The organism is Micromonospora sp. C95, from assembly GCF_018070465.1.
Taxonomy (GTDB): domain Bacteria; phylum Actinomycetota; class Actinomycetes; order Mycobacteriales; family Micromonosporaceae; genus Micromonospora.
The window spans coordinates 214188-227490 of sequence record NZ_JAGPXT010000006.1 but is presented as its reverse complement, the minus strand read 5'-3'; the positions used below and the strand labels follow the sequence as shown (position 1 = coordinate 227490).

10 protein-coding genes and 1 pseudogene are annotated in these 13303 nt (G+C 68.5%); 8 read left to right on the top strand and 3 right to left on the bottom strand.

What is annotated here, in order from left to right; all coding sequences use genetic code 11:
- Positions 1-26 precede the first annotated feature (26 nt).
- Positions 27-1157: a PucR family transcriptional regulator gene (locus KBX00_RS10315; RefSeq protein ID WP_210825631.1), complete on the bottom strand. Its 1131-nt coding sequence runs from the start codon at positions 1155-1157 to the stop codon at positions 27-29.
- A 126-nt stretch (positions 1158-1283) separates the two neighbouring features.
- Between KBX00_RS10315 and KBX00_RS10310 the strand changes: the two genes are divergently transcribed.
- The 3 genes from KBX00_RS10310 to KBX00_RS10300 are packed head-to-tail and all read left to right on the top strand — an operon-like array spanning position 1284 to position 4791.
- Positions 1284-2627, top strand: a complete 1344-nt coding sequence (locus KBX00_RS10310; protein WP_210825629.1) for an NAD(P)/FAD-dependent oxidoreductase — start codon at positions 1284-1286, stop codon at positions 2625-2627.
- A 20-nt stretch (positions 2628-2647) separates the two neighbouring features.
- Positions 2648-3451 (top strand): SDR family oxidoreductase, encoded by an 804-nt coding sequence (locus KBX00_RS10305; protein WP_210825627.1) that lies wholly within the window; start codon positions 2648-2650, stop codon positions 3449-3451.
- Positions 3448-4791 (top strand): MFS transporter, encoded by a 1344-nt coding sequence (locus tag KBX00_RS10300; protein ID WP_210825625.1) that lies wholly within the window; start codon positions 3448-3450, stop codon positions 4789-4791. The genes KBX00_RS10305 and KBX00_RS10300 overlap by 4 nt, the downstream gene beginning before the upstream one ends.
- Before the next feature lie 73 nt (positions 4792-4864).
- On the opposite strand, the gene KBX00_RS10295 is transcribed toward KBX00_RS10300, so the two are convergent.
- Entirely contained in the window at positions 4865-5632 is a 768-nt protein-coding gene (locus KBX00_RS10295) for an SDR family oxidoreductase (protein ID WP_307868392.1), read from the bottom strand.
- Positions 5633-5678: 46 nt separating this feature from the next.
- Here KBX00_RS10295 and KBX00_RS10290 point away from each other — a divergent pair, with 46 nt between their 5' ends.
- Together KBX00_RS10290 and KBX00_RS29205 are read left to right on the top strand one after the other, a co-directional pair.
- The gene (locus KBX00_RS10290) at positions 5679-6041 is read left to right on the top strand and encodes a helix-turn-helix transcriptional regulator (RefSeq protein ID WP_210825622.1); all 363 of its coding nucleotides are present in this window, start codon (positions 5679-5681) and stop codon (positions 6039-6041) included.
- Positions 6042-6768: 727 nt separating this feature from the next.
- A pseudogene (locus tag KBX00_RS29205) lies at positions 6769-7296 on the top strand (hypothetical protein); the annotation flags it as partial.
- Here the strand turns inward: KBX00_RS29205 and KBX00_RS10280 are convergent.
- Positions 7245-8324, bottom strand: coding sequence for a serine protease (locus KBX00_RS10280; RefSeq protein ID WP_210825620.1), 1080 nt, complete (start codon positions 8322-8324; stop codon positions 7245-7247). The pseudogene KBX00_RS29205 and the gene KBX00_RS10280 overlap by 52 nt on opposite strands.
- A gap of 1224 nt (positions 8325-9548) precedes the next feature.
- On the opposite strand from KBX00_RS10280, the gene KBX00_RS10275 reads away from it, so the two are divergent.
- The 3 genes from KBX00_RS10275 (at position 9549) to KBX00_RS10265 (ending at position 12931) form a co-directional block, all read left to right on the top strand.
- Entirely contained in the window at positions 9549-10496 is a 948-nt protein-coding gene (locus tag KBX00_RS10275; protein ID WP_210825618.1) for an alpha/beta fold hydrolase, read from the top strand.
- A 381-nt stretch (positions 10497-10877) separates the two neighbouring features.
- Complete coding sequence (locus KBX00_RS10270) at positions 10878-12299, top strand: sensor histidine kinase (RefSeq protein ID WP_307868388.1); 1422 nt, start codon at positions 10878-10880, stop codon at positions 12297-12299.
- The gene (locus tag KBX00_RS10265) at positions 12287-12931 is read left to right on the top strand and encodes a response regulator transcription factor (protein ID WP_210825616.1); all 645 of its coding nucleotides are present in this window, start codon (positions 12287-12289) and stop codon (positions 12929-12931) included. The genes KBX00_RS10270 and KBX00_RS10265 overlap by 13 nt, the downstream gene beginning before the upstream one ends.
- Positions 12932-13303 lie beyond the last annotated feature (372 nt).

Sequence of the window (13303 nt, the reverse complement as noted above, 5' to 3'; positions counted from 1 at the left end):
CTCGACTACACGCCGCAAGTGCGAGATCAGGTCGCGTCGCGCAGCCAGGTTCGGCAAAGCCACCAGGCGGTCATGGCACCGAAGGTGCCCGCCGGGTCGATGCCGGTGACGGCGGCGAAGCGCCGGACCCGATTGCGAACCGTGTTGGGGTGCACGAAAAGTTTCGCCCCGGCGAGGTCGACATCGCGGTCGCTCTCCAGCCAGGCGAGCACGGCGTGCGCCACCGATTCGGCAGTCGGTCCGAGTGCCGCCCAAGCGGGCGCGTAGCGGTCGAGCAGCACCGTTGCCAGGTCTGCCCGCTCGGTCAACGCCGCCAGCCAGGCCACATCGGCAATGTGGATCAGTCCGGTGCGGCCGGTGGACTCGGCGGCGGTCAGGGCCGCGGTGGCGAGCCGCTGCACCGGCGCGAGTTTCTCCGGTTCGGCCGGACCGGCGAGCCCTGCCACGGCCCCGGTCCCCTTCAGGCGGGCGGACGGAGCCCGGGACAGAACTCCGACCATCAGGTCGTCCACGGTTGCGCACAGCACCGGCGGGTGCTCGCGCACGGCTCGTTCGATGCCGGCGGCGGTCTCCCCGGGCCGGGCGACGAGCACCCACAGCCCGTCGGTGACCGGAAGGCCGGCCTCGGCGGCTGCCAGCGTGGCCGCCGAACCACCCTGGAGCAGCCGTCGCAGCAGTGCCATGTCCCGGCGCCCGGGAAGCGGATCTGTGCTGGCTCCGGTAGCCCGATGCGCGCTGATCAGCCGGGCCCGGACGGCCTCGGCCCAGTCGTCGTAAAGGTCCCGGACGTCCAGCAGTTGCTCGGCGCTGACGCCTTGGTCCCGGGCGAGTTCCCGGGCCCGGGCCCAGATCGCGCGCTCGGCGACATGGATCGCGCCCAGCACCGATTCGATCGGCACGCCCTGCCGGGCACGGGTGACACCGAGGTCCGCGACGAACGACAGCTCAGCTTCGGTGGGGCCGCGCCGTGCGGCCAATGCGCGGGTTGCGGCCACCAGCAGAGCGCGGGTGTGCCCGGCGATGTCGGAGGTGGGCAGTGCGGAGACCTCTCGCACGGTGGTACGGACTCCGGCGACCACCGACGGCAGCAGTTCGTCATCGCCCACGACGCGTTCGATCAGGTTCACCATCGTCGTCCAGCCGTCCGGATGCGTCATCCTGTCATGCTCCCCGCCGTTGTGGTGCGCTACAACAAGAACCCGAAACTGCGTGGTCCACGCCATGTATTCGCCCCAGTGCCAGGCCCTACGGTTTGGCGGAAGCTACAACCGTCGAGGAGCACCATGGCCGTTTCTTCGAGTCGGGTGGCGGTGATCGGTGCGGGAGCAGCCGGTCTCGCCACGGTGAAGGCGCTGCTCGACGCCGGTTGTGCGGTGGTGGCGTACGAGAAGGGTGACCGGCCCGGTGGCCTGTGGGTCAGGGACAACAGCAGCGGCCTGTCTCCGGCGTACGCCTCCCTGCACTTGAACACCAGCAAACGCCGCACCGAGTTCGCGGATTTTCCGATGCCCGCGGACTGGCCCGACTATCCGTCGGCCAGTCGCGTCGCCAGTTACCTGGCCGACTATGCGCAGTCGTTCGGGCTCGTTCCGCACATCCGGTTCGGGAGCACGGTCACCCGCGTCGAGCGTGACCGGCTCTGGGCGGTGACGACCGAGTCCGGTGACACCGAGCGGTACGACGCCGTGGTGGTCGCGAACGGCCACAACTGGCATCCGCGCTATCCGGATCCAGCTTATCCGGGCGCGTTCCACGGCACCCAGATGCACGCCCACGACTACCGCACTCCGGACGTCTTCCGGGATCGGCGGGTGCTGATCGTCGGCATGGGCAACTCGGCCATGGACATCGCGGTGGACGCCTCGCACGTCTCTCGGGGGCCGGTCCTGCTCTCCGCCCGGCGCGGCGTCCACATCGTTCCCAAGTACCTGTTCGGCCGCCCGGCCGACGCGACCGGCGGCGCCCTCGCCGCCCTGCCGTGGCGGCTGCGGCAGCGCATCGCCGAGACCCTCTTGCGGCTCGCCGTCGGGACCCCACAGAGGTACGGCTTACCCGCCCCGGCCGGTGGCCTGTTCCAGAACCATCCGACGATCAGCGACACGATCCTGCACCGGCTCACCCACGGCGAGGTGACCCCACGTCCCGGCATCGAACGGCTGGACGGGGAACGGGTGATGTTCACCGACGGCAGCGCCGACCCGGTCGACGTGATCGTCTGGGCCACCGGGTACCGGGTGAGTATCCCGTTCCTGTCCCCTCAATGGCTGGGCCCCGACCCCCAGCAGCTGCCGCTGTACCAGCGGGTCTTCCATCTCCAGGACCCCAGCCTGGCATTCGTCGGCCTGATGCAGTCCACCGGTGCCGCTCTGCCGGTCGTGGAGGTCCAGGCCAAACTGGTCGCCGCGTATCTCTCCGGCGGCTATGCCCTGCCCGGCATCGACGAACAGCAGCACGCCGTGCAGCGAGCCTTGCGCGCCGCCATCGCGCGGTGGGGCATGAACGCGCGGCCGCACATGCGTATCGATTTCGACCGGTACGTCGCCGACCTGCCCAGAGAGATCGCGGCTGGTCGGAATCGCCTCGCCCGGGGCGGACGCACCTTCACCGCCGAGGAGAGTGTGGTTTGAGCGCCCGAGACCCCCGCGGATTGCGTGTCCTCGTCACCGGTGCCTCCGGCACGTTCGGCCGGGCCATCTGTGCCCGGCTGGACGAACTCGGGGCCCAGGTCGTCGGGTTGGACCTGGCCCCCCGTGCCGATGACCCGGTCCGGGTCCTGGCCTGCGACATCACCGACGACGACGCGGTGCCGGCCGTGGTACGCGAAGCAATTGACCAGCTCGGTGGGCTCGACCTGCTGATCAACAACGCCGGGATCGGTGGGCCCGCCCCGGCCGAACTGGCGCCGGGCGCGGAAGTACGCCGCCAGCTCGACATCAACCTGCTGGGCGCCTGGCGGGTCACCGCCGCATGTGTGGACGCGCTGGTCGCCTCTGGTGGCCGGATCGTCATGCTCAGCTCGCGGATGGCCGTCATGCAGTTGCCGCTGGCCGCTGCGTACGGTGCCTCCAAGCGCGCCCTGGTCGCGTACGCGGACGCGCTGCGTCTGGAGCTCGGCACCCATGTCGGCGTCACCTGCGTGTACCCGTCGGCGGTACGAAGCCCGATCCACGACTCGACGGCCGCGGCCGGGCTCTCGCTGGAGGGCATGAGCCAATACGAGCCGCTGGACGGGGTGGTCCGGACCGTGCTGCGCGCCGCGCTCAGTCGTCGTCCTCGCCGTGATCTACCCACCACCCGGCGGGGCGCGGTCGAGTTCTTCCTGGCCCGTCACCTGCCCGCGCTGACCGATCGGATCGTGGCGCGCATCCTCGCCGGCCGGGTCCGCTCCGGCGCGTTCCAGGGCGCCGAGCTGGCTGCGGGTGTGGTCGCACGGCACGAGGCGACCCGATGACGGCGCTGCGCGGGGCGGCGGGCGAGGTGCGGAGCAGGGCAGGTGACCTGATCGCGTACGCCACCGGTTCGGTCGGGATGGGCGTCTGGGTGACCGTTCCCGGCCTGCTGTTGCTCTACTTCCTCACCAATACGCTCGGTGTCTCGCCGTTCCTGGCCGGTCTCACCCTGCTGCTGCCGAAGATCATCGACATCATCGTGCATCCGATGCTGGGCAGCCGATCCGACCGGGAAGCGCGCAGCAGCGGACACCGGCTCGGCATGCTGCGGGCCGGTCTGCTGCTTCCGGTGGCCATGGTGGCGATGTTCTCGGTGCCCGCCGGTTTCTCCGGCGCATCGGCGGCGCTCTGGGTGGGCGGCTGGTTTATCGCCGGCAACCTGCTCTTCGCGTGCTTCCAGGTGCCCTACCTGACCACCCCGTCCGATCTTCGAGTCGGGTACCACGAGCGCACCCGGGTGTTCATGTTCCGGATGCTCTTCCTCACCCTCGGGTTACTCGGTGCCGGTGTGGCCGCACCGGCGCTGGTGGAGTCGGGACGGCGCGGCGACTACGGCTGGATGGCCCTGCTGCTCTCCGGCGTCATGGTGATCTCCGGGCTGGTCGCACTGACCGGGGTACGGCGTCTCACTGCCCACGCCGGTTTCCGGATGCCCGACCAGCAGGCGGCCCACTCGACCATCGGTGACATCGCGGTCGCCTGGCGGGATCCCGACTTCCGCGCGCTCGTGCTGTCCTACCTGTTCACCGGCACCACTACCCACCTGTTCCTCGCAGCGCTGCCGTTCTACACCAAGTACGTCTTCGAGAACTCTGGGCTAACCGCCCTGTTCATGGGGGCGTTCCTCGGTCCAGCGGTCGTCGCCGGTCCGGTGTGGATGCAGGTGTCCCGGCGCATCGGCAAGCAGCGTGGCCTGCTGATCTGCCAGGTGGTCTTCGTGGCCGGTTCGCTGGCGCCGCTGCTCGGCTACGGCACCGGGCCGGCTGTCGCGGTGGTCGGCGTCCTGGGCATCGCGTTCGCCGGGCTGCAGCTCTTCGCGTTCTCGATGGTCCCGGACGCGGTCGCGGCCGCCGAGCAGCGTGGTACCGTCCGGGCTGGCGCCTACACCGGTGTCTGGACCGCCACCGAAGCCACCGGCACCGCGATCGGCCCGTACGTGTACTCGGCCGTGCTCGCCCTAGGCGGCTTCATCGCCACCACCGAGGGGCAGACCGTGACGCAGCCGGAGTCCGCCCACACCGCCCTGTTGATCGGCTTCACCGTGGTCCCGGCGGTGCTGATGGCCGCCGCGCTGACATTCCAAGTGCGCTGGAAGCTGGATCGGACACGCCACACCGGTTGAGCGTTGCGTGCTCAGGCCGGGCACCGGTCGCCGGGGCTCAGGCTGCGGCCGTTGGTCAGCCGAGTTGCTGCTCTCAGGTGAGTTCGAGGCCGCCGTCGATGGTGAGGACTTGTCCGGTGAGCCAGGTGGCGGCGGGGTCGGCGAGCCGGAGCACCCATCTGGCCACTTCGTCGGGGTGGCCGCGGCGGCCAAGTGGGACGCGTGCGGCTTCGTCCTGTTTGATCTGGTTGACCATTGGTTCGGGCAGGCCGGCGGCGCGCAGGGCTTCGCTTTCGGTGGGGCCGGGGGCCAGGGCGTTGACCCGGATGCCGTCGGTGGCCAGTTCCAGTGCCCAGCATCGGGTGAGCTGTTCGAGGGCGGCTTTGGACGCGGCGTAGTGGGCGGCGCCGGCCACCGGGCGATGGCCGTAGGTGCTGGAGATGTTGATGATGGTGCCGCGGGTGTGCCGCAGGTGGGGTAGAGCCGCGTGGGCGAGCATGCTGGGTGCGGTGACGTGGAGGTCGAACATCTCGGTGATGCGGTCCGCGACCGTGTCGGCGAGCGGCATGACGGCGGTGGCGCCAGCGTTGTTGACCAGCACGTCTACCCGGCCCCACCGGTCGACGGCGGCGTCGATGATTGCCTGGCCGGCCTCGGTCGCGCGGATGTCGGTGGCGAGAACGGCGATGCCGGGATGCTCTTGCGCGGTGCGGTGCAGTGCCTCCGCGCGGCGTCCGACACCGAGGACGTGTGCGCCGGCTTCGGCGATCGCGATCGTGGCCGCGCGGCCGATTCCTGATCCTGCTCCGGTGATGACGGCCACGCGACCGGTGAATGGGCCGGTGTCTGGGGGTGCGGTCACAACTCCACCTCTTGTTCGATGTTCGTAGAACATCGAACAAGCTACCATGGTTCGTGTGAAAGATCCGCAGCACCCGGAACTCGCCGAGATGACCCTCACCGACGTGATGGCCGCGCTGAGCGACCCGATCCGGATCGGCCTGGTCCGACTGCTGTCCGACGGCCACGAACGCGGCTGGGGAGAGCTGCGAACGCCGGTGTCCAAGTCGACGCTGAGCCACCATCTGCGGGTGCTGCGCGCTGCGGGGCTCACCCGCACTCGCCAGGAAGGCACCCGGTGTTACGTCGTGCTGCGCCGTGAGGACCTGCACGCCCGTTTCCCCGGTCTGTTGGACGCCGTGCTGACCGCCGCAGACAGCGAGGACGTCGGCAACCAGGTTGGCCTCGCGACCGGCCGCCCGCCCACGTGACACAACGGCGCCAAGGTAGGAACCACTTCTGGCCGCTCCGAGCGGGCGTCGACGCGGGCGGGTCGGTCCCTGCGCTTGGCGCGCGAGTACCCGGGCCTACTACGTGCTGTTCGACCTGTTCGCCGACGCCGGCGGCCGGGTCACCTGGGCGTGAGTTGCAGTTCGCCGCGAAAGGCGATCATGGATTCGTGGTCGACGTCGCCCCACCGACACGAACCCCCCCATGCCTGCGCCGGGCGTGCGGCGATGGTGGGAGCGCGCGCTCCCTTGGTGACGGGTGTTCGGCTGGTAGGGAGCGGGACACGATGGACTGGCGCGCCCTGTCGGCCCCCCGTTTACCCCCCGAGAATCCCCGCCCGTGGGTGACAACCAGTGACAAGTAGCGATCATCGCTTGATCATGTCTGCGCAGCTCAGTGCTGACTTTCGACAGCCAATGACAAGGTCGAAATGGCTACTGACGGTAACAAGGGGTCGTCGGTTCGAATCCGGCCGTCCCGACAGCGAGAGGGTTTCCGCAGGTCAGCGACTTGCGGGAGCCCTCTTTTCATTGCCTGGCATGGATGCCTGGTCCAGCGCGCTGGTGTTGGACTCCTTGACTCGGGCAGGTTGTCGTGCCGCTACTGGATCCTCAGAAACTCACCGTCGGGCTCTCCCGGACCGGGGCCGGGTTCCTCCGCGACTGGGACCGGTCCCTGCGGACCAGGAACTAGCCGGAGACCACCCGCTACGACTACCTCCTCGCCGCCGCGCAGCTGAGCCGCTACCTGGCAGAGCAGTCGCCGGATCCGGACGCCGCCGATGCGGCCGAGGATCCGTGTGCGGTGACGCGGGCGCATGTGGAGGCGTTCCAGGGTTGGATGATCGAGACCAGGTCCGCGTCGACGGCGGTGAACAAGCACAAGGGACTGCAGCAGTTCTTCACGTGGCTGCTCCTCGACGAGGAGGCCATCGACCGGTCGCCGATGCACCGGGTGCGGCAGCCGAAGACACCCCGCAAGTTGATCCCGGTCATGCGCGACGAGGACACCAGCAAGCTTCGCCGACAGCCTGGAGCTCTACACCTCGCTCTGCGGGTAGCTCGTCCGACACGCCAGCGGGCCGGCTCCAATGGCGACCAGTCGCTCGATCATTTGCCATTGGAGAAGGCCCGCTCAGGTCAAGGGCGTACTACCGGGACGAGATATCTGTCACCGGACATCGGTCAGCGAGCGGCGGTGAAGTTGTACAACTCCGACGCGGTGTCGTCGAAATAGGGTGACCACCACAAGGTCGGTGCCGTGTACGAGTTGAGCGTGCTGTTGACCCCGTTGAGGTAGCCCCAGTTCCCATCCCAGTTGATCAACCACGGGCCGCCGCTGGCGCCTGCGGTCAGGTCGCAGTTGATGCGGATTCGCGCCCCGGACTGGGTCGAGTTGCCGCTGCACCTCAACAGGTTGCCGCCGTCGAACGGCGCGCCGCTCGGGTAGCCGAAGTTGTTGATGCCGACCGTGAAGCCCTGGTGCGTACGGAAGCCGTGGCCCCCGAACTGGTTCACGATGCGGACGCCGTTACGGGTGTTCATGATGGCCACGGCCATGTCGGCCTCCCAGTTGGAGCTGTCGATCCAACTGCTCCAGGTCCACAGCTCGCGGGCCGTCCAGGTGCCGTGCGGCCGAGGGTTGGCCAGGTCATCGTCGTACGCCGGGACGAACGACCAGTTGGTGGCGAGACTGCTGCCGGGGCCGCCGTGGATGCAGTGGCCAGCCGTCCACACGGTGTTGAAGCCGACCGAGTTGATGACCGCGCCGGAGCAGACCCACGATCCGCCGTCCATGTTGAAGAAGACCTTGCCGTTGGACCGGGCGGTCGGGTGGTTGGAGCCGAGGTTCGGGTTGATGGCCTGCGTCGACATGCCCGGGGTACCCATCAGGCCGGCCACCGGAGGCACATCCACCGGCCTGGACCGGTTGGTCGGTGCGGCAGACGAGGTCCCGCCACTCTGGGCGAAACGGCGTGCCGCGGCCTTGTACGAGGGGGACTCCTCGACAGGCTTGGCATTGCGCATCCGCTCGGGCGTCCAGTACGCCTCGATCGCCTCGTCGGCAGTCACCTGCGCGCCGTACCGCTGCCTGCCGGCCGCCCACGCCTCGGCGCTGACGGCCGTGCCCACCTGACGGATGCTGTCACCGTCGGCGTGCGGAGCCGCCTGCACCGGCTGGCCGACGGTCAGCAGCGGCAGGGCCAAGGCCAGGGCCAGGATGGGGTACGTCAGGCGCCGACCACCGATTGTTCTTGCTCTCATCGAACATCCCTCTTCCCGGGTCGTGTGAGATACCGGGGATTACCCCGGTCAATATCGAGCTTCGGTCCTAGACGGCTGTTCATGCGGCCATCCTGGACCAGGTTGGACACCATTGGACTGCCGCTGTCGAAAAGCAGACAGACGTGTGTCGATCAAATAACCGATTCAAAATGGTCGATACACCGGCGTTGTCCTGGCCCCGCCCGGCGGGCCCGATGCCGGCAGCGCACCGATGAGGAAAGACGTGACTGGGCTACCCGCCCTATGCATCCTCCACAGCGGCCAATCACCCCGACAACCCCAGCCCAAGCGGCAGCCCGACGAACACGCAATGGCCCTGGGACAGACGGCATGTCAGCTATCGCCGCTGCGGTGGGCGCGGCAGTTGCGGTTGGCGCCGCTGTGGTGTTTTGGCGGGCACTATCCACGAACGCGCGATGAGCAAGGCGGCGGAGGACGCTGCGGGCAACGCGCGGCAGATGCTCGGGATGTCGCCTCAGACTGGAGTCCGGTGGGCGAGTGCTTTGGGCAGGAAATACAATAGCGAGCCGCTTGTGGACGTGTCGCTTCAGACCACGCTTGCCCAGCCCCCTTGTTTTCGTCGCGAAGATCTGGTGCCGCGGCGAAATTTGCGCCGGCCGCCGGCCGCCGCTGCTGCGGCGAGGCGACGGCGGCAAGAGCAGGGATCCCCGATTGGCTTGGGTCAGCTGTGGCTTCATCTCCGGAACAGGGGCACGGGCAGGGCCCCGGCAAAGTCCCTTCGAGCAGGCTCGCGCCACGGAACAGGGTGGCCTGTTGACCTCCTTGTTCTTGACCACCGACGCGGTACTTGCCGTGCGGACTCCTTCGGCGAGGGGAGGATGGGCAGGATCGTGACGGCCGGCTCGCGGCCGGCGGCGAGCATGCCGTTGGTCTCCGGGTGGCGGTGCAGCAGGTTGAACCCGACCTGGTTGGGGGCCAGCGTGATGCCGTGCACAGATGTCAAGTATTCGTAGGAGTGGCGCAGGTATTCCGGTGCTGAAGACCCGGTGGTCAGCCAGGAATCTGGTCCACCGGCACCCACCTCCTGACCGGCCCGCTGGCAGGTGCTGGTGCGCCCGGCCCGGACCGGGCACCTGCGTGACGGGTTCTGATTTGCCCCTGGCGAGGGTGGGGGTAACTCCCAACCCGACTGGGGGGTTAGCAGGATTGAGCAAGATCCAGAAACCGTGGAGGCTCATTTCCATGACCACGCAGAAGATCTCCCGGTTCCATCGGGCCGCCCTGGCCCTCGCCCTTCCCGTCGCCGTGGTAGCGGCAGTCGCCGGGTGTGATGATTCGGCGGCGCCGAAGGCCGCACCCGCGGCCAGTCCGGAAGCCGCGGTTCCCTCGACCTCGACGAGCGCGGCCGGCCCGGCAAGTGCGGCCCCCGCAGCGGGCTTGCATATGATCGCCAACAACGGGCATCAGCTTGCCTTCCACGTCACGCCCGGAAGTTCTCCCACCATCGTGCTGGACGCCGGCGGCGGCGAGGACTCCTCGTACTGGGATGCTCTGGTACCGCAGCTGTCGCAGGCCACCGGATCGCAGATCATCACCTATGACCGGGCCGGTATGGGCGCCAGTGAGGAGGTGGAGGGCCCCTGGGACCCCCGGGCCGCCGCCTCCGACCTGCAGGCCGGTCTGCGTGAACTCGGCGTCACCCAGAACGTGGTCCTGGCGGGCCACTCGCAGGCAGGGGAGGTGGCCCACTACTTCGTCCTCGCGAACCCCGGCGTTGTCTCCGGGGCGGTGCTCATCGACGCCAACGTGCCGCAATTCTTCACCGAAACCCAGATTCAACGCATTGTCGCGCTAACCGCACCGCAGATCGAAGAGCTCAAGAAGGCGCCGTCGACGAAGGCGAACCGCCAGCTCATCGCCACGGCCGACAACTTCGGTCCCACGCATCAGGCGTACCACAAGGTCTCCTGGCCCGACAGTGTTCCCGTCATCTATGTCGTGTCGGACAAGACGCCCTTCGATGGATCTCCGCAGGACGCTCAGGCCTGGCGCGACGCGGCAGCGGCGTTCACCAAGGCGGGGCCCGACCGCAGACTCGTCATCGCCGAGGGAAGCTCGCACGACGTTCCCCAGGACAAGCCCGCCCTGGTGCTCAGGGAAATCGAACAGATGGCCGCCACCGTCAAGTAACGGCCATAGTGCCGGGGAATTGGGCCTCCGCAGCCTGGTCAACCAGGCTGCGGAGACGACCTCATCGCGTGCGGCCATCGCTAGAGCCCGCCTGAGCGTGCACGGAGTGTCCGGCGGACTCGGATTCGTTGTGGCGCAGCTGCCGATGACCCGGGGCAGCGCCATAGGCGAGCGCGACGAGCCACACGGTCCGGATCCCGATGACGGCGAGGTGGTGGTCGAGCTTCGGGGGAGCGGGCTGAGACTGCTTAGGCGGTGGGTAACGTGTGCGCGGGTGTCGATCGCCCGAGCCGTCGACCGGCAATGCCAGCCTCCGTGGGCCACGGACAGACACCGTGGTCGCTGGATCCCACGCGGAGTGGCGGAACCCGCCTTGGGGAGGTGCGGATCGCGCCGGTGTGCATCACCAGCCCGGCGATTCGGCACGATGCGCAACGATGGAGTGAGATGACCGATTACCGCGGAACCGCCCTTCCCGGCGGCTCCTTGCCCTCGCGGGACGGCGCCGGGCCGGGTCTCGTCGCTGGCAACGGTCGGATTCCGCGCTCCGCGCTGGCCCAGCGGATGAGCCTGCTGGGCTGGTCACTGGTGCTGCTGCCAGGCGCGGTCCTAGGTGCCGTGCTGGCCACGCTCTGGATCACCTCGATATCGATCGTCGCGCTTGGCGTCGGAATCCCACTGACCCTGCTCGCGACCGTACTGGTGCGCTGGTTTGCCGACCTGCACCGCCAGTGGGCCGCCGACCGGCTCGGCGAACCGGTGCCCGCCCGGCCCTATCAGCCGACGCCGGACGCCTGGTGGCCGGTGCGGCTTTGGACGGTCCTGCGCGATCCGGCGACGTGGCGTGACTGGATCTGGTTGGTGGTCAACTCGATCACCATTTGGTTGAGTTGCGGACTGTCGCTGCTGTTCTTCGTCTTCGGAGTCGTATACCTGACCTACCCGCTCATCTATCAGCTGACGCCTTCTCAGGTATTCCGCACACCGATGGGGGAGGCCTTCCGGCTGCACAGCGTCGCGCAGTCGTTCGGACTGGTACCGCTCGGTCCGATTTTCCTTCTGCTCTGGTACGTCACCGCGGTGCGCCTCGCGAACCTCAACGCTCGGGTGATCCGCGCCCTGCTCGGCCCCACCGAACAGGCGCGCCTGCGGGCCCGCGTCCAACAGTTGGCGACCTCGCGAGCCGAGACCGTCGATACCCAGGCCGGCGAACTGCGCCGAATCGAACGCGACCTGCACGACGGCGCGCAGGCCCGGCTGGTGTCGCTGGGTATGAGCCTGGGCTTGGCCGAACAGTTACTGCCCAAGGATCCGCAGGCCGTCCAGCAGCTGCTGGCCGAGGCCCGCGAGTCGACCTCCATCGCCCTGACCGAACTGCGCGACCTGGTACGAGGCATCCATCCGCCGGTACTGGCGGACCGTGGCCTGGAGGGCGCACTCAAGGCCTTGGCCCTGGTCAATCCGATCCCGACCACGGTGGTGACCCGCCTACCGGGACGGCTGCCGGCCCCGATCGAGTCCGCGGCCTACTTCGCCGTCGCCGAGGCCTTGTCGAACGCCATCAAGCACGCCCAGGCCCAGCAGATCTGGATCACCGTGGAGTTCGCACCCCAGCGGGGCGGCGCTGCTGGGGAACTGACGATGCTGGTGTCCGACGACGGCCGTGGGGGTGCTTCGATCGATTCCGGCACCGGCCTGCGTGGCATCGTCCGTCGGCTGGCGGCCTTCGACGGCACGCTGACCGTTGACAGCCCGCCGGGCGGACCTACCGACGTGAGGATGTCGCTGCCGTGCGTATCGTGATAGCCGAGGACCTCGCCCTGCTCCGAGAGGGCCTGATCAGGATCCTGCGGGCCAATTCATTCGAGGTCGTGGAAGCCGTTGACAACGGTCCCGCGCTGATCCGGTCGCTGATGACGCACCGTCCCGACGTCGCCATCGTCGATGTGCGGTTGCCGCCGACCTTCACCGACGAGGGGCTGCGTTCCGCGATCGAGGCCCGCCGGCAGATTCCAGGGCTGCCCATCATGGTGCTCTCGCAGTATGTCGAGCAGATCTACGCCAGGGAGCTGATGTCGGATCGCGCGGGCGCGGTGGGCTACCTGTTGAAGGACCGGGTTACGGACGTCGACCAGTTCGTCGCCAGTGTCCGGCAGGTCGCTGCCGGCAGCACCGTTATGGACCCCGACGTGGTGAGTGCGCTGCTCACCCACCGTTCCGCCGACCCTAAGCTCCTGGAGCTGAGCCCACGCGAGCATGAGGTCCTCACCCTGATGGCGCAGGGCCGCTCGAACGCTGCGATCGCCGCCCGGATGTTCGTCACCGAGAAGACCATCAGCAAATACAGCAACAGCATCTTCACCAAGCTCGGTCTCCAGCCCTCCGAGGACGACAACCGCCGCATCCTGGCGGTACTCGCCTACCTGAAAGGCTGAGTCCTTGGCCTCTGCCCACCATGAGTGCGACACCTGCCTCGTCGGTGCCGGTGCCGCCCAGCGATCGCTACGCATCGGCGGTGAGGCGCCACCCGCGTCGCCCGAACGGTTCGCCGGACTCGCGCAGGGCCTCGAAGTACGCGGGCTCGAACGGGCTCAGCGCGGGCGGTCTCGACGCGCTCTGCGCGTCGGCCCAGGAGGTCGGTCGGTTTCGCTCCCACCCGTTGGTGGGCTGAGGTCCGACCGGGGTCGGAGTAGGTAGTTGTCACCGATGGGAATTGCAATCGCTCCTGATCCAGCCGCCACGGCAAGGCCGTGATCTCCACGCGAAGCGGTTGATGAACGGTTACCGCAGGTCGAGACAGGCCCCGA

Coding starts and splice junctions, on each gene's coding strand:
- KBX00_RS10275 (WP_210825618.1), top strand. CDS start 9,549: ATGACCACGCAGAAGATCTCCCGGTTCCATCGGGCCGCCCTGGCCCTC.
- KBX00_RS10290 (WP_210825622.1), top strand. CDS start 5,679: ATGGTTCGTGTGAAAGATCCGCAGCACCCGGAACTCGCCGAGATGACC.
- KBX00_RS10315 (WP_210825631.1), bottom strand. CDS start 1,157: ATGACGCATCCGGACGGCTGGACGACGATGGTGAACCTGATCGAACGC.
- KBX00_RS10310 (WP_210825629.1), top strand. CDS start 1,284: ATGGCCGTTTCTTCGAGTCGGGTGGCGGTGATCGGTGCGGGAGCAGCC.
- KBX00_RS10280 (WP_210825620.1), bottom strand. CDS start 8,324: ATGAGAGCAAGAACAATCGGTGGTCGGCGCCTGACGTACCCCATCCTG.
- KBX00_RS10300 (WP_210825625.1), top strand. CDS start 3,448: ATGACGGCGCTGCGCGGGGCGGCGGGCGAGGTGCGGAGCAGGGCAGGT.